Source organism: Paramagnetospirillum magnetotacticum MS-1 (assembly GCF_000829825.1).
GTDB lineage: Bacteria > Pseudomonadota > Alphaproteobacteria > Rhodospirillales > Magnetospirillaceae > Phaeospirillum > Phaeospirillum magnetotacticum.
This window is the reverse complement of the sequence record NZ_JXSL01000020.1, coordinates 298,777-324,268: the sequence shown is the minus strand read 5'-3', so window position 1 is coordinate 324,268 and position 25,492 is coordinate 298,777. Positions and strand designations below refer to the sequence as shown.

28 protein-coding genes are annotated in these 25,492 nt (G+C 63.9%); 6 read left to right on the top strand and 22 right to left on the bottom strand.

What is annotated here, in order from left to right:
• Positions 1-2: 2 nt before the first annotated feature.
• Complete coding sequence (gene glgB, locus CCC_RS03985) at positions 3-2,195, bottom strand: 1,4-alpha-glucan branching protein GlgB (protein ID WP_052472925.1); 2,193 nt, start codon at positions 2,193-2,195, stop codon at positions 3-5.
• A gap of 234 nt (positions 2,196-2,429) precedes the next feature.
• Here glgB and CCC_RS03980 point away from each other — a divergent pair, with 234 nt between their 5' ends.
• Both CCC_RS03980 and CCC_RS03975 read left to right on the top strand, forming a co-directional pair.
• Entirely contained in the window at positions 2,430-2,654 is a 225-nt protein-coding gene (locus tag CCC_RS03980) for a hypothetical protein (RefSeq protein ID WP_041039854.1), read from the top strand.
• Between the two features lie 147 nt (positions 2,655-2,801).
• On the top strand, positions 2,802-3,911 hold the full coding sequence (locus tag CCC_RS03975) for an energy transducer TonB (RefSeq protein WP_009869856.1): 1,110 nt from the start codon (positions 2,802-2,804) through the stop codon (positions 3,909-3,911).
• Positions 3,912-3,965: 54 nt separating this feature from the next.
• On the opposite strand, the gene CCC_RS03970 is transcribed toward CCC_RS03975, so the two are convergent.
• From CCC_RS03970 to CCC_RS03950, 5 genes are all read right to left on the bottom strand, one after another.
• On the bottom strand, positions 3,966-4,433 hold the full coding sequence (locus CCC_RS03970; protein WP_009869857.1) for a hypothetical protein: 468 nt from the start codon (positions 4,431-4,433) through the stop codon (positions 3,966-3,968).
• Positions 4,397-5,053: a protein-methionine-sulfoxide reductase heme-binding subunit MsrQ gene (locus CCC_RS03965; RefSeq protein WP_009869858.1), complete on the bottom strand. Its 657-nt coding sequence runs from the start codon at positions 5,051-5,053 to the stop codon at positions 4,397-4,399. The genes CCC_RS03970 and CCC_RS03965 overlap by 37 nt, the downstream gene beginning before the upstream one ends.
• Positions 5,053-5,979: a protein-methionine-sulfoxide reductase catalytic subunit MsrP gene (msrP, locus tag CCC_RS03960; RefSeq protein ID WP_009869859.1), complete on the bottom strand. Its 927-nt coding sequence runs from the start codon at positions 5,977-5,979 to the stop codon at positions 5,053-5,055. The genes CCC_RS03965 and msrP overlap by 1 nt, the downstream gene beginning before the upstream one ends.
• Positions 5,980-6,044: 65 nt before the next feature.
• On the bottom strand, positions 6,045-7,121 hold the full coding sequence (locus CCC_RS21020; RefSeq protein ID WP_009869860.1) for a M48 family metallopeptidase: 1,077 nt from the start codon (positions 7,119-7,121) through the stop codon (positions 6,045-6,047).
• Positions 7,118-8,194, bottom strand: coding sequence for a YjgN family protein (locus CCC_RS03950; protein WP_152619683.1), 1,077 nt, complete (start codon positions 8,192-8,194; stop codon positions 7,118-7,120). The genes CCC_RS21020 and CCC_RS03950 overlap by 4 nt, the downstream gene beginning before the upstream one ends.
• A 70-nt stretch (positions 8,195-8,264) precedes the next feature.
• Here CCC_RS03950 and CCC_RS03945 point away from each other — a divergent pair, with 70 nt between their 5' ends.
• Positions 8,265-9,308, top strand: coding sequence for an MDR family oxidoreductase (locus tag CCC_RS03945; RefSeq protein ID WP_009869862.1), 1,044 nt, complete (start codon positions 8,265-8,267; stop codon positions 9,306-9,308).
• On the opposite strand, the gene CCC_RS03940 is transcribed toward CCC_RS03945, so the two are convergent.
• The 13 genes from CCC_RS03940 to nosZ all read right to left on the bottom strand — a co-directional run bounded on the left by CCC_RS03940 (position 9,298) and on the right by nosZ (position 21,821).
• A complete protein-coding gene (locus tag CCC_RS03940; RefSeq protein ID WP_009869863.1) occupies positions 9,298-10,158 on the bottom strand; it encodes a bile acid:sodium symporter family protein in 861 nt (286 codons plus the stop codon). The two genes, CCC_RS03945 and CCC_RS03940, sit on opposite strands and share 11 nt — an antisense overlap.
• Positions 10,155-11,102, bottom strand: coding sequence for a 1,4-dihydroxy-2-naphthoate octaprenyltransferase (menA, locus tag CCC_RS22695; RefSeq protein WP_009869864.1), 948 nt, complete (start codon positions 11,100-11,102; stop codon positions 10,155-10,157). Before menA ends, CCC_RS03940 begins: the two co-directional genes overlap by 4 nt.
• A complete protein-coding gene (ubiE, locus tag CCC_RS03930; RefSeq protein ID WP_041039850.1) occupies positions 11,099-11,830 on the bottom strand; it encodes a bifunctional demethylmenaquinone methyltransferase/2-methoxy-6-polyprenyl-1,4-benzoquinol methylase UbiE in 732 nt (243 codons plus the stop codon). The genes menA and ubiE overlap by 4 nt, the downstream gene beginning before the upstream one ends.
• Positions 11,827-12,654, bottom strand: a complete 828-nt coding sequence (locus CCC_RS03925; protein WP_009869866.1) for an ABC transporter permease — start codon at positions 12,652-12,654, stop codon at positions 11,827-11,829. The genes ubiE and CCC_RS03925 overlap by 4 nt, the downstream gene beginning before the upstream one ends.
• Positions 12,654-13,151: a hypothetical protein gene (locus CCC_RS03920; RefSeq protein ID WP_009869867.1), complete on the bottom strand. Its 498-nt coding sequence runs from the start codon at positions 13,149-13,151 to the stop codon at positions 12,654-12,656. Before CCC_RS03920 ends, CCC_RS03925 begins: the two co-directional genes overlap by 1 nt.
• 11 nt (positions 13,152-13,162) lie before the next feature.
• Complete coding sequence (locus CCC_RS03915) at positions 13,163-14,008, bottom strand: ABC transporter ATP-binding protein (protein ID WP_009869868.1); 846 nt, start codon at positions 14,006-14,008, stop codon at positions 13,163-13,165.
• Positions 14,009-14,038: 30 nt separating this feature from the next.
• A complete protein-coding gene (locus CCC_RS03910; RefSeq protein ID WP_236686299.1) occupies positions 14,039-15,004 on the bottom strand; it encodes a NapH/MauN family ferredoxin-type protein in 966 nt (321 codons plus the stop codon).
• On the bottom strand, positions 15,001-15,765 hold the full coding sequence (locus tag CCC_RS03905; protein WP_009869870.1) for a 4Fe-4S dicluster domain-containing protein: 765 nt from the start codon (positions 15,763-15,765) through the stop codon (positions 15,001-15,003). Before CCC_RS03905 ends, CCC_RS03910 begins: the two co-directional genes overlap by 4 nt.
• On the bottom strand, positions 15,758-17,176 hold the full coding sequence (gene nosD / locus CCC_RS03900; RefSeq protein WP_009869871.1) for a nitrous oxide reductase family maturation protein NosD: 1,419 nt from the start codon (positions 17,174-17,176) through the stop codon (positions 15,758-15,760). Before nosD ends, CCC_RS03905 begins: the two co-directional genes overlap by 8 nt.
• Before the next feature lie 36 nt (positions 17,177-17,212).
• Positions 17,213-17,890: a hypothetical protein gene (locus tag CCC_RS03895; protein WP_009869872.1), complete on the bottom strand. Its 678-nt coding sequence runs from the start codon at positions 17,888-17,890 to the stop codon at positions 17,213-17,215.
• A gap of 74 nt (positions 17,891-17,964) precedes the next feature.
• A complete protein-coding gene (locus tag CCC_RS03890; protein WP_041040049.1) occupies positions 17,965-18,723 on the bottom strand; it encodes a c-type cytochrome in 759 nt (252 codons plus the stop codon).
• 58 nt (positions 18,724-18,781) lie between these two features.
• On the bottom strand, positions 18,782-19,405 hold the full coding sequence (locus CCC_RS03885; RefSeq protein WP_009867201.1) for a c-type cytochrome: 624 nt from the start codon (positions 19,403-19,405) through the stop codon (positions 18,782-18,784).
• A 109-nt stretch (positions 19,406-19,514) separates the two neighbouring features.
• On the bottom strand, positions 19,515-21,821 hold the full coding sequence (nosZ, locus tag CCC_RS03880) for a Sec-dependent nitrous-oxide reductase (RefSeq protein ID WP_041039847.1): 2,307 nt from the start codon (positions 21,819-21,821) through the stop codon (positions 19,515-19,517).
• A gap of 218 nt (positions 21,822-22,039) precedes the next feature.
• Here nosZ and CCC_RS03875 point away from each other — a divergent pair, with 218 nt between their 5' ends.
• Together CCC_RS03875 and CCC_RS03870 are read left to right on the top strand one after the other, a co-directional pair.
• Entirely contained in the window at positions 22,040-22,612 is a 573-nt protein-coding gene (locus CCC_RS03875) for an SCO family protein (protein WP_009868966.1), read from the top strand.
• Between the two features lie 2 nt (positions 22,613-22,614).
• Positions 22,615-23,193, top strand: a complete 579-nt coding sequence (locus CCC_RS03870; protein WP_009868967.1) for a TlpA disulfide reductase family protein — start codon at positions 22,615-22,617, stop codon at positions 23,191-23,193.
• Between the two features lie 224 nt (positions 23,194-23,417).
• On the opposite strand, the gene CCC_RS03865 is transcribed toward CCC_RS03870, so the two are convergent.
• The 3 genes from CCC_RS03865 to CCC_RS03855 all read right to left on the bottom strand — a co-directional run bounded on the left by CCC_RS03865 (position 23,418) and on the right by CCC_RS03855 (position 24,942).
• On the bottom strand, positions 23,418-23,897 hold the full coding sequence (locus CCC_RS03865) for a copper chaperone PCu(A)C (protein WP_009868968.1): 480 nt from the start codon (positions 23,895-23,897) through the stop codon (positions 23,418-23,420).
• Between the two features lie 101 nt (positions 23,898-23,998).
• Positions 23,999-24,436, bottom strand: a complete 438-nt coding sequence (locus tag CCC_RS03860) for a hypothetical protein (RefSeq protein WP_236686296.1) — start codon at positions 24,434-24,436, stop codon at positions 23,999-24,001.
• 86 nt (positions 24,437-24,522) lie between these two features.
• Positions 24,523-24,942 carry a bacteriohemerythrin gene (locus CCC_RS03855; protein WP_009868969.1) on the bottom strand — a complete coding sequence of 140 codons (420 nt, stop codon included), beginning with the start codon at positions 24,940-24,942 and terminating at the stop codon, positions 24,523-24,525.
• A 217-nt stretch (positions 24,943-25,159) separates the two neighbouring features.
• On the opposite strand from CCC_RS03855, the gene CCC_RS03850 reads away from it, so the two are divergent.
• Complete coding sequence (locus CCC_RS03850) at positions 25,160-25,456, top strand: hypothetical protein (protein ID WP_009868970.1); 297 nt, start codon at positions 25,160-25,162, stop codon at positions 25,454-25,456.
• Positions 25,457-25,492 lie beyond the last annotated feature (36 nt).

Here is a 25,492-nt window from a genome sequence, read left to right as displayed (position 1 = left end):
CATTACCGCTCCCGCTTGAACACACAGGTGGCGAGAGGCGGAAGGCGAAGACAGATGGACCAGCCATGGCCGTGCCACGGCACCTCCTCGGACTGGACGCCGCCGCCGTTATGGATGTTGGCGCCGCCATACCATTCGGAATCGGTGTTGAGCAATTCGCGGTACCAGCCGGGCTCGGGCACGCCGATTCGGTAGGACTCGCGCACCATGGGGGTGTAATTGCCCGCCACCACCAGGAAATCGCTGGGGTCGAAGCCTTTGCGCAGCCAGGTCAGCACCGAATTGTCGCGGTCGAGACAGTCGATCCAGGCGAAGCCCGCCTGCTCGTTGTCCAACTGGTGCAGTGCGGGCTCGGTGCGGTAGAGGCGGTTGAGGTCGCGGATGAGCCGCCGCACACCTTCATTGCGCCCGTCGGCCAATAGGTGCCAGTCCAGGCTGGCATCCTCATTCCATTCCCGCTCCTGGGCGAATTCGGAGCCCATGAATAGCAACTTCTTGCCCGGCTGGGTCCACATGAAGGCGTAGTACGCCCTCAGATTCGCAAAACGCTGCCAGGGATCGCCCGGCATGCGGCCGAAGATGGAGCCCTTGCCGTGCACCACTTCGTCGTGACTGAGCGGCAGAACGAAGTTCTCGTGATAGGCATAAAGCTGGGCAAAGGTCAGGCTGTCGTGGTGATAGCGGCGGTGGATGGGGTCCTTGGCAAAATAGCGCAGCGTGTCGTGCATCCAGCCCATGTTCCACTTGTAGCCAAAGCCCAGCCCGCCCAGATGGACAGGCCGCGACACCATGGGCCAGGCTGTGGATTCCTCGGCGATGGTCATGGCGCCGGGATGTTCGGCATAGACCAGCATGTTCATGCGGCGCAGGAACTCGATGGCTTCGAGGTTCTCGTTGCCGCCATGGCGGTTGGCGATCCACTCGCCCGGCTCGCGCGAGTAATCCAGGTACAGCATGGAGGCCACCGCATCCACCCGAAGGCCGTCCACATGGTACTGCTCCATCCAGTACAGCGCGTTGGCGTAGAGATAGTTCACAACTTCGCCGCGGCCGTAATTATAGATCAGCGTGTTCCAGTCCTTGTGGATGCCTAAGCGCGGATCCTCGTGCTCGTAAAGATGGGTCCCGTCGAACTGGTGCAGGCCGTGCGGGTCGTTGGGGAAGTGCCCGGCCACCCAGTCGATGATCACCCCGATGCCCTTTAGGTGCAGACGCTCCACCAGGGTGCGGAACTCGTCGGGCGTGCCATAGCGCGAGGTGGGCGCGAACAGCCCCACCGGCTGATAGCCCCAGGACCCGCCGAAGGGATGTTCGTGAACGGGCAGGAACTCCACATGGGTAAAGCCCAGATCGGCCACGTAATCGCCCAGTTGGTCGGCCATCTCAAGATAGGAGAGCGGCCGGTTGGAATCCTCGGGCACGCGCCGCCACGAGCCCAGATGCACCTCGTAGATGCTGACCGGGGCGTGGCGGTCGTTGCGCGCCTTTTGCGCCGCCATCCAATCATCGTCGGCCCAGTCGCGGCGGCCCAGTTCCCACACCACCGAGGCGGTCTTGGGCGGCACTTCGGCGAAATGGCCGTAGGGGTCGGCCTTCAAGGGCAGCAACCGTCCGTCGGAGGCCACGATCTCGTATTTGTAGATACACCCCTGCCCCAAGCCGGGGATGAAGATCTCCCACACCCCCGCTTGGTGGCGAAGACGCATGGGATGGCGCCGCCCGTCCCAGCCGTTGAAATCGCCGACCACCGAGACGCGGGACGCATTGGGCGCCCAAAGGGCGAATTCAACACCCCCCACTCCGTCCACGGTGCGGACCTGGGCGCCCAGTTTCTCGAAGGTGCGCAGATGGGTGCCCTCGGCCAGAAGATGCACGTCAAGGTCACCCAGAACCGGCGGAAAGCGGTAGGGATCGTCCAAGTCCTCGGTGCCGCCGTCATGGCGGTTCACCCGCAGCCGGTAGGCGGGCGAGCCCTTCACCTTGACGGCGAACAGCCCGTCGGGATGGACGCGGGTCATCTCGGTCTCGCCGTTGGCAGCCAATACAAAGACGCTTTGAGCCTGGGGCTGGAACGTGCGAATTACCGTGCCGCCCTTGACCCCATGAGGCCCCAGGACCGCGAAAGGGTCGCCGTGACGTCCCCGCGCGATGGCATCGGCATCGCTGGACCGGATCAATTTTGCCGCTTCGGGCATCAGTTCCCTCCTGCCGGTCGAAGGCCGTAAGTGTCACCGCCTTTGGCCGGAAAGACAAAGGGCGATTTCACAACCGAGCTTTTCCGCCCCTGTTTTCCGGTTGCTTTGATTGGACCTTCCGCAAAGCCCCTAAATCTGGTAGTAGATCATCCTTGAGGGGATCGGCCTGTCTGGGCCGATTAGACAATTCGTGCGGCCCGTCGGGGGCGGCACTGCAAATTCATGGAGCGTGTTATGGGCGTCCTTCCGAAGGTTCTGGGTCTTACCGTTGCCGGTGTTACGGTTATCGCTCTGTATCTGGCCGTGCCCGTTCTCGGCGCCTTGTTCGGCGGCGTCGCCGATCCCAGCCCGGCCCACAGCCCGCTGGGCATCACGGTCTATCTGGGTCTGGCGCTGACCGCCGTGTTCACCAGCATCGTGATGTATCTGGCCTCGACCGGCGGCTCCTCGCAGAGCTGATCTGGTTCGATACGGACTTCGAAGCGCCCCGGCCCCTGTGGCCGGGGCGTTTTCGTTTGCCCCCTGACTTTCGGTCACCTCGACGGCACCACCACCCCTTGGTAGCATCGCCCAATAGTGGAGTGCGCCTTTGATTGGAGGGAAGAGATGTTGGGACGTTTCCTGGCCGTGTTCGGCCTGTTGTTTCTTGTCACCGGTTGCAGCACCGCCCCCACCCCGCCCCACCGCTATCCCATGGTGGAAATCCCCGACGCCAAGACGGCGGATGTTGCGCTGTTCTTCGCCAATTCGTTTCGAACGCTCATATTGTCTGAACAGCAGGCGAAGGAGAAGCCCACCCGGGTTCACGAGATCCTATCCGCCGACGCGAACAAAGTTGTCGTTAAGGCCAATGAGATTAACGGATTCCGCTACCCGGTTTCTTACATCATCAACATCACCCCGACACAAACCGCGTCAGCCGTTGTCGTTGATAGCCGCATGAGTGTTATCCAAAACGCCGGAAGCAGTTACGAGCGTCTGACGGATCTCTACGATGCGGGTGAAGTGGATCAAAAGATCGCCGTCGGCATCTACCAGCGAATGTTCCAGGCCATCGCCGCCAATTTCAACGCGGCACGCGGCCGCGCCGCCCAGATGCCTCCGGCCGGGCAGTTTGTCCGTCCCCTGGCCTTTGAATGGGAGGGCCACCTGGGATTGTTGGCTGGCACCGTCACCTACAGTCTGGAGAGCACCAACATCGCCGTGACCCTTCCCAATGGCCAAGGTGGGTGCACCGGATTCGCTGGCAAGACTCCTACGGGCGATTGGTCATTGTCCTGCACTAACGGCCTCACTGCCGCTGGAACCTATACCGCCAATGCCGACGGCAAGGGCTCGACCGGCTCCGGCCTCGACAACCAGGGACGCAAGATCAAGTTCAGCGTCGGCGGAAGCGACATACCGCAATATATGGGGAACGATCTCTCCATGATCCTGAAGGATCGGATTGGGAAAAATTTCCGCTGGCCCGCAGTCATCGACCGCCGTCCGCGCTTGGTTTCCCTGGCCATGTTGGTCACTTTGAACAATGACGGTTATGTGGTCGATCTGAAGGAAGATGCCCACACAAGCGAATTGGACCAGGATCCCGACTACCGCGCGCTGGCCGCCAATGCCCGCCAAGCTATCCAGGCGGCCAGCCCCATTCCGGTTCCCAAGGGGGAATTTACGGGAACACGAACCTTCCGCTATGAGTTCAACAACAACATCAAGTAGCCGAACGCCGCGCCCTGGCCCCTGTGGCCGGGGCGTTTTGCTTTTCGTCCCACCCTACTGACAGACCTTGTAATCGTCGATGACCTGATTGCGCACGGTCTTGGACAGTTTGGAGAAGGCGGCGAAGCCACGCTTTTCGATGGTCTGGAGGATTTCGTCGATATTGTCGCAGAAGCCCTCGGTCACGGGGATGTTGCGGGCGTAGGTGACCAGGCGACCGTCGGCATAGTTGATCTTGTACTTCCAGTCGTCGGGAAATTCCCGCTCCCAGGCCTTGTGGCGCTTGTCCACGGAAGAGCGGAACTTGGTGCCGTTGGCCGCCTCGATCTTCTGCCAGCGATCCTTGGCGCCGGGCAATAGCCGGTCGTTGCAGCGCCCCGCCGCCTCGCGCAGAAAGATGCCCTGGCGCACCTCCTGCTCCGCCTTGATCTCGGGCAGGGAGAAGCACTTCTTGGGTGCGGCCGCCGCCCAGGCGGCGGCAGGGCTTAAAGCGATGGCGAGGAAGATTGCGGCGCGGAACATGCTGGGGCCTTGGCGGTGGATCCGATCCCATTATGCCGTAGGCGCGCGACCAGGCGCCAGCCGAGAAGCAAGGCCAGAATGGCGGCGTGGATGGCGGGCTCGGTGATGTCCTTTTTGACCATCAGCCAGTGATGGGCCACGCCCAAGGGCGCGATCACATAGACCAACCGGTGCAGGGCCTGCCAGCGCTTAGCCCCCAATCGCTTGACCATGGCATTGGTGGAGGTCACCGCCAGGGGGATCAGCAGCAGCACCGCCAGCATGCCCAGCGTGATATAGCGCCGCTTGACGATCTCGCGCCCGATGGCAGACCAGTCGAAGAACTGGTCGAGGCCCACATAGGAGCTGAAATGCAGCACCACATAGGCGAAGGCGAACAGGCCCAGCATGCGCCGCCAGCGGGCCAAACCGCTCCAGCCCGTCAACTGCCGCAACGGCGTCACCGCCAGGGCGATCAGCAGAAAGCGTAAAGCCCAGTCACCAAGAAAGCGGTTGCAGGCCTCGATGGGATTGGCGCCCAGCCCACCGCTCAAGCCACGCCAGACCAGCAGGCCCAGTGGGATCAGGCACAGCGCGAACAAGACAGGCTTCACCCAGGCTTTACGCAGCAGCTTGTCCATCAGAAATTCGCCGCCAGATCCATGCCGGTATAAAGCGCGGCCACCTGCTCGGCATAGCCGTTGAAGGGCAGAGTGGCGCGGCGCCGGAACTCGCCGATACGCCGCTCGGAGCCCTGACTCCAGCGCGGATGGTCCACCGCCGGATTGACGTTGGCGTAAAAGCCGTATTCGCGGGGCGCCGCCTTCATCCAGGCGGTCTTGGACGGCGTCTCGGCGAATCGGATGCGGACGATGGATTTGATGGATTTGAAGCCATACTTCCACGGAACCACCAGGCGGATGGGCGCGCCGCTTTGGGGCAACAATTCCTCGCCATAAAGGCCCACCGCCAGCAGGGTCAGCGGATGCATGGCCTCGTCGATGCGCAAGCCTTCCACATAGGGCCAGTCGATGACGGCGCGGCGCTGGCCGGGCAGGCGTTCGGGGTCTTGCAGCGTGGTGAACTCGACGAATTTGGCCCGCGAATTGGGCTCGAAGCGCTTCAAGACATCGGCCAGCGGGATGCCCACCCAGGGAATGACCATGGACCACGCCTCGACGCAGCGCAGGCGGTAGATGCGGTCTTCCAACTTGTGGGGTTTGATCAGGTCCTCATAGCCCACCGTACCCGGCTTGGCGCATTCGCCGTCGATGGCGACGCTCCACGGCTTGGTCTTGGTGAAATAGCTGGGCGCCAGTTGGGCGGGGTCGGATTTGTCCACGCCCAATTCGTAGAAGTTGTTGTAGGTGGTGACGTCCTTGCGCGGCGTCAGCGGCTCGTCGGTGGAGAACGGTCCCTTGATGGTGGACAGTCCCGCCTCGGCCGGAAGGCCGGACAGCGCCAGGGCGCCCGCTGCCCCCAGCGCCAGGAAGCGCCGACGATCCAGCCACAGTGCCTTATCGGTCACCTCGGATTCGCGGATGAAGCTTCCGGCCCTGATCAGCATCGTCGTCTCTCCACTGGTCCCATACGCCCGACTTCGTCGCCCAGGCGTCGGAAGTTACATGGGGATCATGGCGATTTTTTGGAACAGACCTTTTTCACCGCCTGCCAATCGGCATCGGAGAGGGCAGGCAGACGGGGCGCGGGCAATCGCCGGGCCTCGACAGCCGCCGCTCGGCTGGCGGAATCGGGATGGGTGCCTAGCCAGGCCAGCATCTGGCCCTGGCGCTCCTCCATGGTGGCGAGGCGGCGGAAGAACAGGGCCAGGCCGTCCGAGCCGATTCCCGCCGCCTCCAGCAAATCGAGCGCGCCCATATCGGCGGCGCTCTCATCTTCGCGGGTATAGGCCCCGGCCAGGGCGGCGCCCAGGCCGCTGGCCACCAGTCCCGAAGCATCGCCGGTGATCATGGTGGCGAAGAGACCGACGCCGAGCGCGCGGATCATGGCGGCGCTCACATGGCGTTCGCCGATATGGGTCAGTTCATGGGCCAGAACCCCGGCCAGTTCATCGGGCCCCTCGGCCTTGCTGATCAGGCCGGAGAACAAAATGATCTCGCCACCGGGAAGCGCCAGGGCGTTGACGTCCTTGGACTTCAGAACATGAACGCGCACGCCGCGCCGGTCGGCGGGCAGCGGCTCGGCCAGCCTTTGGGCCAGTGCGTCCAGAACCCGCAGCCCGTCGCGGCCCTCGCAGGGCTTCATCTGCCCTTCCAATCCGGTGGCGATGGATTGGCCCCATTGCCGCTCGAGGCCTGCCGGAACCAGATGAGCCAGCAGCTTGGAGACCGGCGCCAGCCCAACCATCAGCCCCACCAGCACCGCTGCGCCCAGCAGACAGGCCAGGACCAGACCGGTGTGACGGCTTTTGCGGCGGAGGGGTGGTTTGGGCAGAGTTTCGCGGATGACGAAGGCATCCTCGACCGCCAATCTGGCATCGGGTTCGGAGGCGCAGCGCAGCCGGATGCCGCGCTTTTCCGGCCACTCGCCATCGGCCAGCAGGTCATCGGTCTTCCACACCGCGATGAGGAAGCCGTCCTCGCCCCGGATTTCCAGACCAGAGGGCAGCACCCGCACCACCACCTTGCGCGACGCGGCGCTGCGCCCGTCGCTGAACCGTCCGGGACGCTGGGGCTCGGACAGGGTCAAAACTCTCCGGCTCCGTCCAGCACCGCCACCAGCCCCTCGCCGGTGCTGGGGCCTGTATCCTCGGCCCGAAGAACCTTGGCGAAATCGGGTTCGCCCTCCACGCCGATCACCGAACAGCCGTAACGGAAAGTGCGCAAACTCGCCATGGGCCGCAAGACCCCTAAGCTGAACAGCGAGATCAGCATATTGCCAGCGACCAGACCGATCAGCCCCCAGGCACGGATATCGACGGAAAAGCGGCTGCCCTCGAACTCGGTGCCCGCCGCCAGATTGCGGTAAAAGCCCGCCCGGTACCACGCCGAGGGCAAAGCCATGGTCAGCACCGCCAACGGCACCAGAACCAGGGCGAAGGCGACCGCCGCGGTGGTCTCGTCCATCTCGCCCTGCTCGACCAGGGATGCCGCCCCAACAGCCAGGATTCCCGCCGCCACGACGAAGATCAGTCCGCTGAACCACACCAGGGTAAAGCGGCCATAGAGACCCGAGGCGGTGGCGTCGCACTTGAAATGACGGTCGCCGAACGTGGTGTTGTTGAAGCGGTAATTGGCCAGCCACATCTCGCCCCACGGCCAGGCCCAGCCCAAACTCAGCGGCACGGCGATCCACACCACCAGAGTGCGAAGGGCATAGCTCCAGCCCGAGCCGGTCTGGCCGCCCCGGATGCCGCGCCAAACAGTGCGGCTCATCTGATAGCGCCGCGCCCGGTAAAGTCCCACCGAGACCAGCATCACGGTCAGCAGGTAAAGCCCGGACAGCAGCAATGCGCCCAAGGGATTGCCAGAGACCAGCATCACCTGCGCCCAGGCGAATCCGCCCACCAGGGGCAGATAGATGGCGAACAGCACGATCAAAAAGCCGATGAACAGCTCCTTGCCGGTGCCGGTATATTCCAGCGGATCGCCCCAGGCGCGGACAGCGCCCCACAACTGACGGCGCACATTGGTCTTGCCCCAGAAGCGATAGATGGACAGGGTCAGAACCGACAGAAGCATGTTGAGCAGCGATGTGCTGAACATGTTTCCCATATCCCCGGCACAGGCAAGGGGACGCTGACTGGTTGTGGTATCGCTCACGGCTTTCTCCCGCCCGGTTCGCGCAAGAAGGTAACCGGCAGCCGTAATCTTGTCGATGAGAGACGGCGCCATGGCTGCTACACTGGCGGCGCAATGCTCCATCCCCGAGGAGGCGAAGATGCACGACTTTCCCGCCCTGATGCTCGACGAGGCCGACGGCAAGGTGACCGCCTCCATCCGCCGCCTGACCGAATCCGACCTGCCCGAGGGCGAGGTCCTGGTCAAGGTCGAGTACAGCACCCTGAACTACAAGGACGGCATGATCCTCAACGGGTTGGGGCGGCTGGTGCGCAAATACCCCCATGTGCCGGGCGTCGACTTCGCCGGTACCGTGGAGACCTCCGCCTCGCCCGAGTTCAAGCCGGGCGACAAGGTGATCCTGACGGGTTGGCGGGTGGGCGAGACCCATTGGGGCGGCTATGGCGCCAAGGCCCGCGTCAAGGCCGAATGGCTGGTCCCCCTGCCCCATGGCCTCTCCACCCGTCAGGCCATGGCGGTGGGTACCGCCGGTTTCACCGCCATGCTGGCGGTGATGGCCCTCGAGGATCACGGTCTGCGCACCTCCGACGAAGGCGAGGTGCTGGTCACCGGCGCGGCGGGCGGGCTGGGCAGCATCGCCGTCCTGCTGCTGTCCAAGCTGGGCTACCGGGTGGCGGCCTCGACGGGGCGCGACAGCCTGGGCGACTATCTGCGCTCGCTGGGCGCCACATCCATCATCGACCGCGCCGAAGTGGGCTTGGCCCCGGCCAAACCCCTGTTGTCCGAGCGCTGGGCGGCGGCGGTGGACTCGGTGGGCGGCGCGACGCTGGCCAATACCGTGGCAAGCTTGCGCATGCGGGGCGCCGTGGCCTCTTGCGGCAATGCGGGGGGTATCGAGTTCAACCTTACCGTCCTGCCCTTCCTGCTGCGCGGCGCCTGCATCCTGGGCATCGATTCGGTGATGGCGCCCAAGCCCCAGCGCCTGATCGCCTGGAAGCGCCTGGCCGAGTTGCTGCCCCTGGACAAGCTGGATTCGCTCACCACCGAAATTCGCCTTGTCGACCTGCCGGAAGCCGCCGCCAAGATCCTCAAGGGCGATATCAAGGGCCGCGTGGTGGTCGACCCTAACCGGTAACCACCCGGCGACGCCGCCTCACCGCGACGATGAAGGCGATGGCGGTCAGATTCATGACGAAGGCGTAGACGATGCTGGGCACCATCATGGCGGGGCTGCCCAGCAGCGTCACCGCCACGAAGATGCCCAGCGCCCCGTTCTGTAGCCCATTCTCCATGACCACGGCGATGCGGTCGGCCCAATCCAGCCGGGCAAGCGTGCCCAAAACCCATGCCCCGGTCATGGCGGCCAGATTGAGCAGCAAAGCGGCAGGCACCACATCGCCCACATGATCCATCAGCGACTGACGCTGGCTGACGAAGGCTCCCACCACGATCAGGGCGAACAGCAAGGTGGCCACTGGCCGGGCGACGCGGCCCAGACGCTCCGCCACTCTCGGCCGCAAACGCTGCAGGCCCAATCCAAGGGCCAGGGGCACCGTATCCACCAGGAAAATACCCAGCGTCATTTTGGCCACGGGAATCTCTACCGACCGGTCATATCCAGCGAACAGGCCCAGCCCCAGATTGACCAGCAAGGGCACCGTCAGTGTGGCGGCCAGGGAAGTGAGCGCGGTGATGGTGGCGGCGAGCGCGATGCGCCCGCCCGCGTGATGGGTGAGCAGGGCCGAGGTCACCCCCGCCGGGCAAGCCGCCAGCAGGATCATGCCCACGGCGAAGTCGGGTTCCGGCCTCCAGACCAGGACCAGGGCGAGAGCCAGGACGGGCAACACGACCAGCTTGGCCGCCAATCCCACCACCATGGCCTTGGGGGCAGCGAAGACCCGCCTGAAATCGCCCGCATCCAGGGTCAGGCCCATGGCGAACATGATAAAGGCCAAGGCCAGCGGCAAGGCGGCCTGGGTGATCACAGCAAAATGCCGAGACCAACCAGCCCCGCCAGCAGCAGTTGGAATTGCGCCGTGGCGGCTAAGATGGCGTTGAAAGCCGGTCCCCGCGCCCGCGTGGCAAAGCGCAGGATCAGCCATAGGGCCATGGGCAAGGCCACGAGGCAGAGCCAGCCGCCCTTCGGTCCCAGGGGCGAGGCTAGCAGCGCGATGGGTGACAGCAGCAACATGCCGTAGACCGCCTTGGACGCCTCGGCTCCGATACGGATGGCCAGGGTGCGGCGCCCGGCCAGACGGTCGGGCTCCATATCGCGGTAGTTATTGGCCAGCAGCACCGCCGCCGCCACGGCGCCGAGGGCCGCGCCGACCATAATAGACTGACCGGTCAGATGAAGCGTCTGGAGGTAATAGGTCCCCCCCACCGCGCCGATGCCGAAGAAGGCGATGACGAAGGCCTCGCCGGTGGGCGTGTAGGCGATGGGCCTTGGCCCCCCCGAATAGGCCCAGCCCGCCGCCAGCGAGGCCAGCCCTAAGGCGATGATGGGCCAGCCCCCCCGCCAGGCCAGATAAAGCCCGACCAGGGCGGCCAGGGCGAAGCAGGCCAGGGCGGCGCGCTTGACCCTTTCGGGCGAGGCCCAGCCAAGCGCGGTGACGCGCGGCGGTCCCTGGCGCAGCGGCTGGTCGCCGCCTCGCAGCGCATCGCCCACATCGTTATAGAGATTGGTTCCCGCCTGGATGGCCAGGGCGCCCAGTAGCGAGGCGGCGAAGGGACGCAGGTCGAGAGTATGGCCGTCACCCCAGGCCAGGGCGGTTCCGGCCACGACGGGGGCCACCGAAATGGACAGGGTCTTGGGCCGGATGGCAAGCCACCACAGCCGCCACCCGTCCGGGGGCTGATCCACCCGGCTGGCATGGGGGCCGCTGATGACGTGTGATGGCGGCTCGGCCTGACCGGGATCAAGCTTCATGACGCGGGCTTCACGGCCGAATGCAGGCAGGCGATGCCCGCCGACAGATTGCGCCAAGCGATGCGCTCAAACCCGGCATCGCCCATCAGACCGGCCAATTGGCGCTGATCGGGGAAGCGGCGGATGGATTCCACCAGATAGGCATAGGCCGCAGGCTCACGCGCGATCCAGGCGCCCAGGCGCGGAATCACATGGAAGGAATAGAAATCGTAGAACGGGCGGATCAGCGCCCAGGGCCGGGAGAATTCCAGGCAGACGTACCAGCCGCCCGGCTTCAACACCCGAAAGATCTCGGCCAGGGCGGCTTCCGGGCTGGTGGCGTTGCGAAGGCCAAAGGCCATGGTCAGGGTATCGACCGAATTGCTCTCGAAGGGCATGGCCTCGGCGCTTCCCTCCACGAACTGAATGCCGAGGCCCCGAGAGCGCGCCTCTCCCACCGCCATCATCTCCGGCGAGGGATCGCAAACCATCACCCGGCGATCACGCCCGGCCAGCAGGCGGGCCACATCGCCGGTGCCGCCAGCCAGATCGACCAGGACCTGGCCAGAGGCTGGACGGGCGGCCTTGACCATGGCGCGCTTCCACAGACGATGGATGCCAAAGCTCATCACGTCGTTCATCAGGTCGTAGCGCGGCGCCACGGCGTTGAATACGGCGCGGATGCGCTTTTCACGCTCCTCCGGGCTCACCGACTGGAAACCGAAGGTACCGGACAGGGATGAAGTCAAGGAAGGTCACCTCGCCGGAACAGGACATAGCCGACCCCGGCGCAAATTGTGCCCAGCGCCACTGGATAAGCAAGTGCGAATGTAAGATATCCGCTGCGGCCCAGCGCGTCGAGGATGACATAAGAACTTGGCCCCAACACCACCATCTGCGGATCGAACAGCAATATGGCGGCGGTGCGGAAGCTTTGCAGCGGATTGGCCAGGGCGATGCCGACGATCAGCTCCAAGGGCAGCCTTTCGCGGATCATCAGGCCCAGCAGGATCAGATCCAGGAACAGCAGCAGCACCAGCCAGGTGAGAAAAGCTCCGGTCTGAGCCACGTCGGGTGAGCGCGCCAGGGTGGAGATCAGCATGCCGATGCCGAGGAACGCCCAGGCCAGGGCCACCAGCAGCGCGGTGTAAAGGATGAACAGGCTCCAATCCACGCCGATACCGCGCAGCACGGCGTAAAGCGCGGCTACGGCCATGGCGCCGAACACGGGCAGGAACACCACCACAAAGCGGCCGATCATCTTGCCCCAGAACCAGGCATGAAGCGGTACCGGCAGGGACAGCATGTACTCGAACACCCCAGCGTCGCGGTCGCCCGCCACCGATCTCACCGTGGTGATCAGGATGAACACCGGCAAAATGGCGACGCAGAGCTGGATATAGGTGACCAGCAGCCGCGACAGACCCGTGAATCCCAGAATGCGCGATTCGGTCAGGCCAAAGACGAACAGCAACACCACGATGCCGCCGAAGACGATGGAGTAGAACATGAACCAGCGCGACCGCAGCGACTCCGCCATGTCCAGCCGGGCGGTGAGGTAAAGGGCGTTCATCAGCCGTCTCGCGTCGTGGTGTTGGGGGCAGTCTCAGACGGCTCACAGCGGCTGGTGGAGCCCTTGGTCATCACCGCCTTCTTCATGGCGGCATAGTCCAAGGCACCGCTCCGCCCTTCCATGACGGCGCCGAAGCCATGGGCCATGGGCGTGTGCTGTCCGTCGATGTAAAGCGCCTTTCGCCCATCCGTCCACTGGCCGCTTTCCAGGCCGCCCACCCAGAACTCGGTGACGGCATCCTCGGCCCAGCCCTGCTTGGCCATCCACAATACCGCATCGCCAAGATCGTCGAATTTGTGCACCTTGCGGTCGGGCCCCCGCACTTGGGCGGCAAAGTGGGGATCATCGATGATCATGCCGCAATATTCGCAGGTCTCGCGGCCCCACTTGATCTCGGCCGGACCGGTGGAGGACTGGCCGCAGGCCGAGACGGCCACCACCATGCCCGGCACCAGGGCTAGGAAGCGGCGGCGGTTAAGCCCGTGATGCTGGCACATGATCTCGCCTCCTATGTCATCTCGATACCGGCCACCAGACCGGCATAGCGGGCCAACACCCCTAAGAACCGCAACCGGTCGGGGCCGTTGACCACGCCCCGCCAGGACAGGCCCTCGTCCTCGGCCCGGAATTGCCAGTCGCCCATGGCCTTGGCAAAGGCGGGCTCGGCCCGGGTCAGGCGCACCACGCAATCCAGGCGCGCCGTCATGGCCACGTCATCGGCGACGCGGTCGTCCAGGGCGACCTTGCCCTGATCCATCTCCACCACCCGGTTGACCAGGGCCGCCACCTCGTCCAAGCGATGGCTGGTGATCAGCATCACCGCGTTGTCCTTGCGCTCGTGCAGCAGGCGGAAAAAGATGTGGCGCGCCTCGGGGTCCAGATTGGCGGCTGGCTCGTCCATGATCAGCAGATCGGCGTCACGGCCCAACGCGATGCCGATCAGCATCTTCTGCTTCATGCCGCCCGACAGCTTCACGAAGGGCCGCCCGCGCACCATGTCCCAGTCCAGACCCAGTTCACGCACCATACTGATGATGCGCTCGGGGTCGGAATCACAGACGGCGGCCGAGAAGTTGACCAGTTCCCCCACCGGCATCTTCAAGGGCGGCGGAATCTGGGGCACGAAGCCCACATGGGCCAGCACGGTCTTGCGGTTGCCGCGAGGCGCCATGCCGTTGACTGTAACCACGCCCTCGTGCAGATACTCGCCCAGCAAACAGCGGATCAGGGTGGTCTTGCCCGCGCCGTTGGAGCCCACCAAAGCCACCCGCTCACCCTTGTCGATGGACAGGCTGACCCCGTCCAGCACCCGGTGGCGCTTGAAGGTCTTGGAGACGTTTTCAAAAACGATCATCTGGTTTCGGCCCTCACCATTCCTCGCAGCCTATAGCAGCCTATTCAGACCCTTGACCTCGTATTTCAGCGATCCCGTCGGGCAGGCGTCGATGCACAGCCCGCAGCGGGTGCAGTCGGAGCCGATGGCCACCTTGATGTCGTCGGCATAGGTCTTCTTGGTGCAGTCCAGTACATGGGGCACCAGGCAGACCTTGCGGCAATCGCCCTCGTGCAGGCAGTTCTCCATGGAATAGCTGACCCGCAGCGGCGAGACCGCGCCGACAAAGCCATAGGTCAGGCCGATGGGGCAGATGTAGCGGCACCACATGCGGCGAATGAAGATGATCTCGTAGGCCAGCAGGCCCAGAACCCAGACCATGGCCAGACCCGGCCCGTAGATCAGGGCGCGGCTGACGATGCCAGTGGGCGAGATGGATTCGAACACCGTATAGCCGCTGATGAAGGCCAGCGCCGCGAAGACCACGTAAAGCACGGTGCGCGATCCGCGGTGAAGCGGGTAATCCACCACCATCTTGCGCTTGGCCAGCGCCAGATGAATCTTCTCGGCGATCTCGGCCAGCAGGTGATAGGGGCAGGTCCAAGAGCAGAAGGTGCGCCCCCCCAGCAGCCACCACATGAACAGCACGGTGCCAGTGCCGATCACCAGATTGATCAGGATGACCTTGTAGGCCAGCATCACCTGAATGGCCGAATTCAAATCGGCGAAGTGAAAGCCGATGACGCGCGACGCGGTCAGGGCCCCTTCCACCAGCTGCACGTCGAAGCGGTAGGACAGCACGAAGATCAGGTTGACCGCGATCAGCGTCGCCCAGCGGATATTGCGCCATTTGTGGGAATGCTTCTCGGCGTGGGCCGCCTTGATCTGGCGGGCCTTTTCCGGCCCCTTGACCAGCCGCTTGGCCTCCATCATGGCCTGGGCTTCGGGGGTGTATTCGGTGGGCCGCTGGGGCGCGGCGCCCAGCATGACCTTGAGCGAGGAGAAGAGCTTCATCATGCATCTCCCCATTTGCGCCGGATATCGATGACGATGGAGGCCGGCTCGGTCGGGCAGATCATCTCGCACATGCCGCAGCCGACGCAGGCCTGATGCACCACGGGGGTACGGCGCTTATCCGCCGGATCACCGCTCAGGGGCTCCAGAGTGATGGCATTGGGCACCGGGCATTCGCGCACGCACAGATCGCACAGAGCCAGGTCGTATTTGTACTCGGCCAGCTTCACCGGCTTCCAGCGGTCGATCTCAGGGTATCGGTGCACGCCCTTGAACGGCGCGGGGCGGGCCACGCCCTTGAAGCCCTCGCCCTTCCTGGCCAGGCAGGCATTGGGGCGGTCCAGACGGGCAAGGCCCATGCGGACCTCTTCCTTCTTGCTGATCTTGTGGCTGAGCGCGCCGGTCGGGCAGGCCAGCACGCATTGCACCGCGTCACAGGAAAAGTCGCAGGCCTGGGCACGGGCCGGAACATAGGGCACGCCGACCCCGAAGCCCTCGTCCAGATCGCCCAGCTCGATGGCCTTGACGGGGCAGACCTGCACGCACTGGCCGCATTTGATGCAGGCCGCCAGGAAGTCGGTCTCGTCGATGGCGCCAGGCGGCCGCAGACGCGGCGTCCATTTGCGCAACACGGGAAAGAAGCCGAACAGCGAGGCGCCCACCACGGCGCCGCCCATGGCGATGGAGCGCATCACCATCCGCCGCGTCTTGGTATTGGCGTGAAGGACCGGCGCGGCCTTGGGCGGCGCGTCGTGCTCAGTCATGATTGCTGCTCCCGAAAGTGCCGCGCCCGCCCGCCTTGTCATGGGCCTGCGGCGTTTCCCCCGCCGGTTTGGGCCGGTCGGCGTTGCGGCCCAACTCCTCGGTGGCGTCCAGAGTGGAACCCGCCCGCACCTTGGCGTCGGAGGCCACCAGGGGATGCTTGTCTTCGAGCATCAGCACCGGCTCGGAAAAGGGCGCCAGCCGGTCGAGAAAGTCGAGAACCTCCAAGAGCGGCGTGCCCTTGAAAAAGCGGGTATTGGGCTTGTCCATCCACACCCGTCCGGCATAGTTGAACAGCCGGTGCGGCGTGTCGCCGACGCCGTCGCCATCGCGGTCAAAGCCCTGGTAATCCTCCCAGCGATTGCCGTCCCAGACATTGCGCTTGGCGCTGCCGCCGCCATAGACCGCCACTTCGGTGATGTTGCCCGAAAACAGATTTCCGGTGAACGCGTTGTCCTTCCAGTCATTGAGGAAGGCCACGCCGATATCGTTATAGGCGATGCGGTTGGCGCGGATGGTGTTCTTGCTGTCGGGTTCGTAGGGCGCCACGTCGATGGAAATGCCCTGGGAGCAATAGAGGATGTCGTTGTTCTCGATGACCACGTCGCTGCTTTCCTTCAGCGAGATGCACACGCCCTGTGCCCCCACCGCCTTGGCGATGACGTTGTTTCTGAGCTCGTCCCCGGTGTCGTACATCATGGAAATGCCGGTGGAATTGTCGAAGAAGTAGTTGTTCTCGGCGATGTTGTACTGGGCCTGCATGAGGTGCAGGCCATAGCGCCCGCCGCTCTGGCGGTTTCCCACAAAGCGGTTGTGGGTCGAGTACCAGAACACGATGTCGCGGCCATTGATGAACTGGTTGGCCTCGATCAGGTTATGGTGCGAATACCACAGCTTGATGCCGTCGCCGCGCCGCCCCAGGCTGACCTTCTTGCCCTCCACCACATTGCGCCGCACGGTGTTGCGCTCGGACTGTTCCAGGCTGAAGCCGAACAGCACGTCGTCCATGCGGTTGTCTTCGATCACATTGTCGTTGCCGCGCACCTGGATGCCCGCATCCTGCTCCGAGTGATTGGGGCCGGAATTGGTGAAGCGCAGATTGCGGATGGTGGCGCCGCTGGTCTTGACCCACAGCACCGAGCCCCTGCCCTCGCCGTCCAGGGTCACCTGATTCCTGCCGTCGAGGACGATGGGCTTGGAGACCACCAGATGGGACTTGTAGCGCCCCGGGGGCGGCGAGATTACCTGCCCCGGCTGGGCGATGTCGATCAGCGCCTGCAGCAGGCTGGAATCCAGCAAGGGCTCCTCGGCCACCCCTTGCGGCGTGGCCCCCGCGCTGGACAGGCCAGTGGCGAAGACCACGACCAGGGCACCCAGTCTAGACTTGGAAAAGGTCTTGATGAGCATGCCCATGGGGTTCGTCTCCGCTCTTTCCTCGCGCGCGGGAAGCTAGTCCGACTTAAGCGCCTTGCGCTGCAGCAACGCCGCCAGAACCAGGCACAGGGACGCCGCCATCAACAGGCCGAAACCGTAATGGGGATAGGAATAGGTGGAGAACTGCGCCACCTTGCCCTCGCCGAACACGGTGGGCATGAAGGGCTTGACCGAGAAGGCCGCCCAGGACCGCAGATTGTGCCCGAACCACCACAGCCAGGCCGAGTAATCCACCACGAAAGCCACGGGGATGACGATGCCCGACATGGGCAGAACCCACCAGAACGGCCCGGCATAGACCAGAAAGGCCACCAGCATCACGGCCACCAGCGAGAACAGGTAAGGCGCCGCCTTGATCTCGTATTTGGCGCCCACCTCGATGGGCTCCATGCCGATGAAATGGTTGATGACATTCATTTCCTCGACGCAGTCGAGACCGCCTTCCTCATCGCCCCAGGCCGACTTCTTGGCCGCCTGGGCATCCTTGGCCTTCTCCTGGCTTTTGCAGCCGTTGAACACGCCGTTCATGTGGAAGTGAATGCGGATGCCGTCTGGGAAGGTCTCTGCCGGATAGTTGGGCGCCTTCAGCGCCACCCACCAGATGGGGGAAAAATAGGCGCCGCCGATGAGCAACATGGCGATGACGGTAAAGGCCCGCACCAGCCCCGGCTTGGTCTTGCTGTTCTTGGCCATGGTATTCCACCTTGTTGGCTGGCAAGGAGGACGGCATCCAGGCGCCCCTGGATGCCGCCCCATATCTTTCCCGGCTACTGGAAGTCGGGATTTTTCCAGCCCTTGGGCGCGGTCAGATTGGCCGGGGGCTTCAGACGGGAAACATAGTCCAGCACCGCCTTGGTATCACGATCGGTGAAGGACTGGATTTGCTTCATCATGTCGGGATTGGCGTTGCGGCGCTTGCCTTCCTTGATCCACTGATACTGGCGCAGCAGGTAGTTGTAATGCTGGGCCTGAATGCGGGGATAGAACTTGTCGTTGTCGCCCGCGCCGTCTTCGCCATGGCAGCGGGTGCAGTTCTCGGCGTAGAGCTTCTTGCCGTGTTCCAGATCCTTGCCGTCGCCATGGCCGGGATCGGGGTTCATCTTCAGCTTCTGCATATAAGCGGCCACATCGGCAATGGCCTGGGGCCCACCGATCTGGGACGGCAGGGCGAAGGGATACATGGTGGGGTTGTCGCGGTTGAGCGCACGGATATCGGCCAACTGCTTGATCACCACCTTGGGATGCTGACCGGCCAGCTGCGGGAAGGTGCCGTCGGTCAGGCCCCAGCCTTCCGGCTGGTGGCAGGCGGAACACACTTCATAGACTTCCTTGCCATTGGCCGGATCGGGCTTCAGGTGAAGGGCCTCGTCTTCCTCGCCGCCACCGGAATGCCACTGATAGCCTTCCTCGCCCAGGGACTTGCCCTTTTGGGGGGTGGGGCCACCGCCAGCGGCGATGGCGGCGCCACCGACCAGGAGGGCGGAAACAGCGGCCATGGCGGCCAGGCTGTGCTTGAACTTCAACATCGTCATATCTCCACGTTCCTACGAACTGGGGGCTACAGTAACGTGGCCCCGGATCGCCTTACTTGACTGTGGACAAGTAATCGGCAATCTGGCCGATCTCATCGTCATTGACCAAATGCATCACCGGCTGCATGGCGTTGGCCTTGCCATTGGCGCGCGCGCCCGACTTGATGTCCTTGGTCTGGGCCAGGATATAGGCCTTGTCCTGACCGCCGATCATGGGATAGCCCGGCAGCGGCTTCTTGCCTTCCTTGCCGTGGCAGGCCACGCAGGTCTTGGTCAGGAACAGGGTCTTGCCCGGATGGGGCGCCCCGGCGGCCGGCGCGGCGGCGGCGGCGGCGGGCGCCTCCTTCAGGCTGAACAGATAATCGGCGATGGCCTTCGCATCGGCCTCGGCCAGGTCTTCCACGATGGGCTTCATGGTATCGACGGTCTGGCCGTTCTTGCGGGCGCCGGACTTGATGTCCTTGATCTGGTTGGCGATGTATTCGGCGCTTTGGCCCGCCAGCTTGGGGAAGCCTTCCTGCAAGGGGGTCTTGGCATCCTCGCCGTGGCAGGCGGCACAGCCCTTGTCGGCATAAAGCGCCTTGCCGTCGGCGGCAAACGCCGGGGACAGGGTCACCGCGCCGAAGGCCGCGGCCAGGGCGAAAGCGGGGATCTGCCGCGTGATGGTCTTGAGCATGGGGGGAACCTCTTCGGGGGGGAAAGAGAGGTAGGGGGAGTTGAGATGGAAACCGAGGGGAGTCGCCTCCCCCCGGTTCCTTATCGTCTAGCAGGTCCGTGGTCCCGGCTTACTTGGCCGGAGCCGCCTCCACCTTCTTGGCGCCGTTCTGCTCCAGGAAGGTCTTGGCACGCAGGCCGATATCGGCGGCCTTGACCTGATACTGGAACCACTGCTCGGCCCACAGGAAGGCGCTGTTGTAGTCGCCCTTGGCGGCGAACTCTTCAGACTTCTTCTTGTTCTGCTCGGCATAGCCCAGCTGTTCGGTGGCGTCCTCAACCATGGCGACCACGGCGGGGAAGTCCTTGAAGTTGACGCTGGTGATGTAGCCCACGACGGAGTTGATCACGCCCTGGGTTTCCACATTGGCCTTGACGCGGGCGTCGTAGTCCTTCTGGCCATAAACCTGGCCTTCCTTGCCCTTGGCACCCGAGGCCTTGTAGTTGGCGGGCTGAACCAGCAGGTAGCCTTCCATCTCAAGGTGCAGCGCCGAGCAGAACTCGGTGCAGTAGTAGGGGTACACGCCAGCCTTGTTGGCCTTGACGGTCAGCGAGGCGGTCTTGCCGGGCTCGATGGACAGGTTGCCGTTGTGCTTGGAAATGGCGAAACCATGGGTCTCGTCCTGGGCACGTTCGAGGTTGGTCAGGTGGACGGTGATTTCGTCACCCTCATTGGCCTCGATGATTTCCGGCGTGATGTGCGAGCGGATCACGGTGCCGAACACCTCGACCTTACCCGGCTTCTTCTCGGTACGCTCCTGACCGGGGCGGACGGCGAAGGGCGACTTCTTCTCGGTACGGGAATCGGTGCCGAAGGGATAGCGGACATTGGTCTTCAGCTTGTCCACCGCGATGGACACGGCATAGTGGGGCTCGCCCAGAGGCAGCGGCATATCGTAGAGCAGCTGCATCTTGTCGCCGGAGATATCGATCAGCTGGTGGTTCTGCGGATGCAGGGGGCCCACCGGCGCGAAACGATCGATGGCCAGCTTGTTCAGAGCGATCAGATACTTGCCCTTGGGCTTGGCGGTGTCGCCTTCCATGGCCATCAGATGGCCGATGTTGTAGTGCACCGACAGCTTGTCCAGCACCTTGCCTTCACAATAGTCCCACTTGGCCACCATGGAGTCCACGTAGAGCGAGGTATACGCGACGCAGGGCTTGGAGTCGTACTGGGTGTGAAGCGGGCCGAGGCCCAGCGCCACCTGCTTGTGGGCGACGGTTTCCAGCGCGATGACCGGAATGCCGTATTCGTCCTTGCCGGAATAATTCCCGGCCTTGATGGCGGCTTCGATCTTGGCGATGTCGTAGACGGTGGTGTGGCTGTCCAGCTTGCCCGACACGATCACATATTTGCCGTCCGGGGTGACGTCGGCGCCGTGGGGGCTCTTGGGCTCGGGGACGAGCACCAGAATGCCTTCCTTGACGGCGGTGTCGATGGACAGCACGTTGTGGCCGTTGATCTTCTTGGCCTTGCCAGCCTTGACCAGCTCGGCGGCCTTCTTCCAGTTGATCACATGCAGATAGTCGTGATCCTTGGCCGAGCAGCCCGCTTCGAAGGGCGGACGACCGCGCTCGATGCCGCCGACATAACGCTCGGTACAGAACGAGTTGACGAAAGCCCAGCCGTCGCTCGGGCCCTTGCCGAAATCGGACAGATCCTGGCTGTAGGGCGGCAGTTCGAGGGAGAAGGAGTTCTCGGGCTCGATGCGGCCTGCTTCGCGGTTGAACTTCCAATAGGTCACCGCGCCGCGATACTTCTCGTTGAACTGCTCCAGCGGAGCGAATTCACCGCCCAGGGGGGCGGGGTACTGGGCGGGTTCCATCAGATAGTCGGTGTTCGGGCTGACGAAGGCACCGCCATGCTCGGACTGCAGGATCGGGTTCTGGACGATCTGCTTGGTCTCGAAGTCGCGCAGATCGACCACCGCGATACGGGGCGTGTTCTTGTCGTTGATGAACAGCCACTGGCCGTCGGTCTCACCATTGGTTTCGGAGATGGCCGGGTGGTGGGTGTCGCCCCACAGAACCTGACGGCCCGAAACTTCCGAGCCCTGCTTCAGCACGGCCTTGGATTCGTCGTCATAGCCGTAGCCCTGCCAGGGCTCGGGGGTGAAGACGCCGATATACTTCAAGATGCGCATGGAGGGCACGCCATACACGATCACCTGACCGCTTTGGCCGCCCGAGCTGAACACCATGAATTCGTCGATCTTGCCCGTCGGATTGTAGGTTTTCGCGGCGGCAAGCATATCATTTTCCGTCAGACCACGGCGCGCCATGACCTCCTGCAGTGTCTCTGCCGAGGCGGCTCCGGCCACAAGGGCGCCAAAGCTGACAGTAGCGAGCAGAGTCGCCAGTTTGCGGCTTCTCGTCATCTTCCCCACCTTTTGAATTGTTGAAACTGGAAAGAGCTTTACCCAACCTTCGCCGAAGACGATGGGACCGGGACGGGGCAAGGGCCTTAACTTTCGTCAAGAAAGCACCTTTAAATTCCACGCGCCCAGGGCATGGCCGCCGGGCTATCATGGCGCTTCCCAAAGGGCGCCATCGGCGGCATCAAGGTCGGCCTGGATGGATGAAGGAAACGACGGATATGCGGCGGCTGTTGCTGATACTTCTGATCTGCCTGACGGCAATTCCGGCAGCCCACGCCCAGGAGGAAGCCAGGGTTACCGGGCATTTCATCCTCAGCGACATGAATGGGCGGCTGGTCTCGGACGAGAGTTACAGGGGCAAGGTCCGGCTGGTCACCTTTGGCTATACCTTCTGCCCCGACATCTGCCCCACCACCCTCAACACCCTGTCGGCGACGCTGGATCTGTTGGGCGCCGATCGCGCCAAGGTGGCTGTGCTGTTCGTCTCGGTTGATCCCGAGCGCGACACCCCGGCCCATCTCAAGGAATATCTGAACGCCTTCCCCGACATCACCGGCCTGTCCGGCACGACCGAGCAGGTGGCCGCCGCGGCGCGCAACTTCAAGGTCCGCTTTGAGCGCCAGAAGCCCGAGGGAGCCGACCCCAACGTCTATTCCGTGGATCACAGCGCCAATATCTACATCATGGATCGCGAGGGCAATTTCCTGGCCCGCCTGCCCCATCTCGCCGCCCCCGACCGGGTGGCCGAACGGGTGCGGTCCTATCTGACGCCACGCAAGGCGGAGAATTAGACATGAAGCGCCGGGCCTTCCTTCTGTCCTCGGCCCTGCTGGCCACCCTTCCCGCCTGGGCGGCGCCCAAGGGGCTGCGCGGCCTGATCATCCATGATCAGCCCAGGCCGGTCCCCGCCATGGACATCCGCGACGCGGACTCCCGGCCCGCCGGACTGGACCTGTTGAAGGGAAAGCCGGTTCTGCTGAATCTGTGGGCCAGTTGGTGCATGCCCTGCGTGGCGGAACTGCCCGCCCTGGACCGGCTGAAACCCGTCCTCGAATCCAAGGGCGTCGCGCTGGTGGCGTTGTCGCTGGACCGCGGCGGCAAGGTGGCGGTGGTCAACACCTTCGCCCGGCTGGGCATCAAGAATCTGGACATCCGCACCGACGAGAATCGCGTGGCGGCGGAAAAGCTGGACGCGGCGGCCTTGCCGGTCACATTGCTGATCGACGCCCAGGGGCGCGAGATCGCCCGCTATATCGGCGCCGCCGAATGGGACGGAGCCCAGGCCGCCCGCCTGATGGACGCGCTGGCGGCGGGAAAGCGCCTCTCGGCCGATATGGAGCCGCCCCCGGTCAGGCTGGGGACGGCTCCGTAAGAGGAAGCCCCGATAATGGGCCAGGGAAACCCTCGAAATTCCACCGTCATTCCCGCGAAAGCGGGAATCCATGCGTCAGCCTGCGCAGCCTGTGATGTCTGGCGACAGACTTCGCCTCAACATGGACCCCCGCCTGCGCGGGGGTGACGATGAAAGACGATGAAAAAGGTGGTTGGGAAAAAGGTGGTTGGGAAAAAGGTGGTTGGGAGAGTTTTCCCGCTGTCCTAATTATGCCCGTGATGCTGCATCATGCCGCCCGGCATGGCGCCGCCGGGGGCCATGGCGCCGGGCGACTGCACCGGCACCTGCACCACCACCTTGCCCGCCTTCTCGAAGGTCAGGGTCAAGGCCACGGTGGAGCCTTCCTTCACCGGGGCATTGAGACCGATGAACATGATGTGGTCGCCGCCCGGCTTCAGCTCGGCGGAACCATGTTCAGGCAGGGCCAGGGCCTCGACCTTGCGCATGCGGTAGATGTCGCCGTCCTTCACATGGGTATGCAGTTCGACGCTCTTGGAGATCTCGGCCTGGGCCGAGACCAGTCGGTCGGCGGCGCCGTGATTGTGGATGGTCATGAAGGCGGCCCCCGTGCCGCCGGTCATGGGAGCCGCCCGCATGAACGGATTGGCCACCTCGATATCGGCGGCGACGGCTTGGCCGGCGAGGCCCAGAAAAAGGGCGGCGGCAATGGCAATGGACTTCATAACGGCAATCTCCGGTCGGAATAACGGACGCCACCGCCCCCACTTTGAACATGGGGCGGAACGTGAAGACAGAGTATCTGGATGTGGCCGAAAAGGCGACGTCAGGCCGCAATGGCCGGAGGTCCCCGGGCGAAATGGTGGCGGGATGCCTGCCCGTCGATGCGTGACGAAGCGGTCGCGGCGATGCGAAGCCCTGCCGTACCTGCGGTGGGTACTGTGAAGGTCGGGGACGGCAAAGCCCCTTTCGCCTGCGACGCAGCCTGACACACCAGGCAGCATCCGTCGTTTTCCGACTGCCCCTCGTCGCCCATGGGAGAGGGAACCGCGCGACGCTCGGTTCCGCCCGCATTGGGCGCGTGGCAGATTCCGGTCCGCGCCGCCAGGGTGACCAGAAGAGTCCCCCCCTTGAGCGCCAGATCGAGACCGGGAAGCAGACCCTGGAAGACAAAGCCCGCCGCAACCAAAGCCACCGCCAGCAACCGCGCCACAAAGCGGCGGCCGATGGGAAGGGGAAGCAATATGGCGCGGGCAGAACGCAAGGCGGTCCTCCTGGGGCGTGTGCACAGGAAGGCACAGCCGCCAAGGTAGGACATTGACGCAGATCAAGTTAAAGGCAAAGCGATTATCAGCGGCGCGCGGCCCCGGCCGCCCGGCGCACCGGGGCCGCGAAATTACGGGCATAGGGCGCCAGCTTGGTGTCTTCGCCAAGAATGTGCACCCTCACCCACCTGTCCATCAGGTTGCGGACGGCGCCGACGAAATCCTCGTGCTTGCCGCCCCCCATCAGGGGCGACAACAACACCCGGCGCAGGCCGGAGGCCATCTCGGCATGCATCGCCGTATGCCGGACCCGATCGGGATAGCCGCACTGAAGCATGAACTGCTCCTCGCGGGCGAAGTGTTCGGCCGCCTCGGACATCAGAACCGCGGCAGCCGTCTTGGCCGCGTCCAGCGTCCGGCTGGCTTCCAGTTCACGCCAAGCCGCGATCATGCGATCATGGTCGTCGTCGAGAGCCGGTTGCCCGATGGAATAAGTGGCCGCCATGGACGTTCCCCCACTAAACAAAATACAATTCAATAATGCACCACCCCCCTTGCACAAACAAACGCCAGTCTGTGACGCTTTTGACCGGTTTTATGACAATTCAAAGTCAAATATACGAAAGCATAAGCCCATGTCGCCTTACCTATTCTATTCCGCCATGCTCCGATTCGTCGCAACCAAAACGGAAACCGCGGCACCGGACGCGCGAACGGCGGACATGGCCGCGATACTGCGCCGTGTCGCGGATTTCGCCGAACAGGGCTCCGAGATCGAGGTGGCCGCCGATCGCCTGGAGCTGAGCGCCAGGGCCATGGCCGGTTTCGCCGCCTTTTTGCAAAAAAGCATCCTTCCCGAAGCGGTGGCTCACGGTAATCGGGCGGGCGAGACCCAGATTCGCTGGTCGGTGGATGCCGCCATGGACGCGGTCAACACCTTGCTGGCGCGGGCGGCCTTGCAGGAAGGTCAGGCGGTGCGCATCACCCTGCCCCCTCCTCCAGCTGAACCTTGCCCCTAACCGTAGAGGCATGGTTCACTATCCTTGAGTTTACTT

Coding starts and splice junctions, on each gene's coding strand:
- CCC_RS03965 (WP_009869858.1), bottom strand. CDS start 5,053: ATGGACAAGCTGCTGCGTAAAGCCTGGGTGAAGCCTGTCTTGTTCGCG.
- CCC_RS03920 (WP_009869867.1), bottom strand. CDS start 13,151: ATGTGCCAGCATCACGGGCTTAACCGCCGCCGCTTCCTAGCCCTGGTG.
- CCC_RS03890 (WP_041040049.1), bottom strand. CDS start 18,723: ATGTTGAAGTTCAAGCACAGCCTGGCCGCCATGGCCGCTGTTTCCGCC.
- menA (WP_009869864.1), bottom strand. CDS start 11,102: ATGAAGCTTGATCCCGGTCAGGCCGAGCCGCCATCACACGTCATCAGC.
- CCC_RS03915 (WP_009869868.1), bottom strand. CDS start 14,008: ATGATCGTTTTTGAAAACGTCTCCAAGACCTTCAAGCGCCACCGGGTG.
- CCC_RS03895 (WP_009869872.1), bottom strand. CDS start 17,890: ATGGCCAAGAACAGCAAGACCAAGCCGGGGCTGGTGCGGGCCTTTACC.
- nosZ (WP_041039847.1), bottom strand. CDS start 21,821: ATGACGAGAAGCCGCAAACTGGCGACTCTGCTCGCTACTGTCAGCTTT.
- nosD (WP_009869871.1), bottom strand. CDS start 17,176: ATGGGCATGCTCATCAAGACCTTTTCCAAGTCTAGACTGGGTGCCCTG.
- CCC_RS03970 (WP_009869857.1), bottom strand. CDS start 4,433: ATGTTCCGCGCCGCAATCTTCCTCGCCATCGCTTTAAGCCCTGCCGCC.
- CCC_RS03870 (WP_009868967.1), top strand. CDS start 22,615: ATGAAGCGCCGGGCCTTCCTTCTGTCCTCGGCCCTGCTGGCCACCCTT.
- msrP (WP_009869859.1), bottom strand. CDS start 5,979: ATGCTGATCAGGGCCGGAAGCTTCATCCGCGAATCCGAGGTGACCGAT.
- CCC_RS03945 (WP_009869862.1), top strand. CDS start 8,265: ATGGCTGCTACACTGGCGGCGCAATGCTCCATCCCCGAGGAGGCGAAG.
- CCC_RS03905 (WP_009869870.1), bottom strand. CDS start 15,765: ATGACTGAGCACGACGCGCCGCCCAAGGCCGCGCCGGTCCTTCACGCC.
- CCC_RS03865 (WP_009868968.1), bottom strand. CDS start 23,897: ATGAAGTCCATTGCCATTGCCGCCGCCCTTTTTCTGGGCCTCGCCGGC.
- CCC_RS03875 (WP_009868966.1), top strand. CDS start 22,040: ATGCGGCGGCTGTTGCTGATACTTCTGATCTGCCTGACGGCAATTCCG.
- CCC_RS03980 (WP_041039854.1), top strand. CDS start 2,430: ATGGGCGTCCTTCCGAAGGTTCTGGGTCTTACCGTTGCCGGTGTTACG.
- CCC_RS03925 (WP_009869866.1), bottom strand. CDS start 12,654: ATGAACGCCCTTTACCTCACCGCCCGGCTGGACATGGCGGAGTCGCTG.
- glgB (WP_052472925.1), bottom strand. CDS start 2,195: ATGCCCGAAGCGGCAAAATTGATCCGGTCCAGCGATGCCGATGCCATC.
- CCC_RS03850 (WP_009868970.1), top strand. CDS start 25,160: ATGGCCGCGATACTGCGCCGTGTCGCGGATTTCGCCGAACAGGGCTCC.
- CCC_RS03885 (WP_009867201.1), bottom strand. CDS start 19,405: ATGCTCAAGACCATCACGCGGCAGATCCCCGCTTTCGCCCTGGCCGCG.
- CCC_RS03910 (WP_236686299.1), bottom strand. CDS start 15,004: ATGATGAAGCTCTTCTCCTCGCTCAAGGTCATGCTGGGCGCCGCGCCC.
- CCC_RS03975 (WP_009869856.1), top strand. CDS start 2,802: ATGTTGGGACGTTTCCTGGCCGTGTTCGGCCTGTTGTTTCTTGTCACC.
- CCC_RS03855 (WP_009868969.1), bottom strand. CDS start 24,942: ATGGCGGCCACTTATTCCATCGGGCAACCGGCTCTCGACGACGACCAT.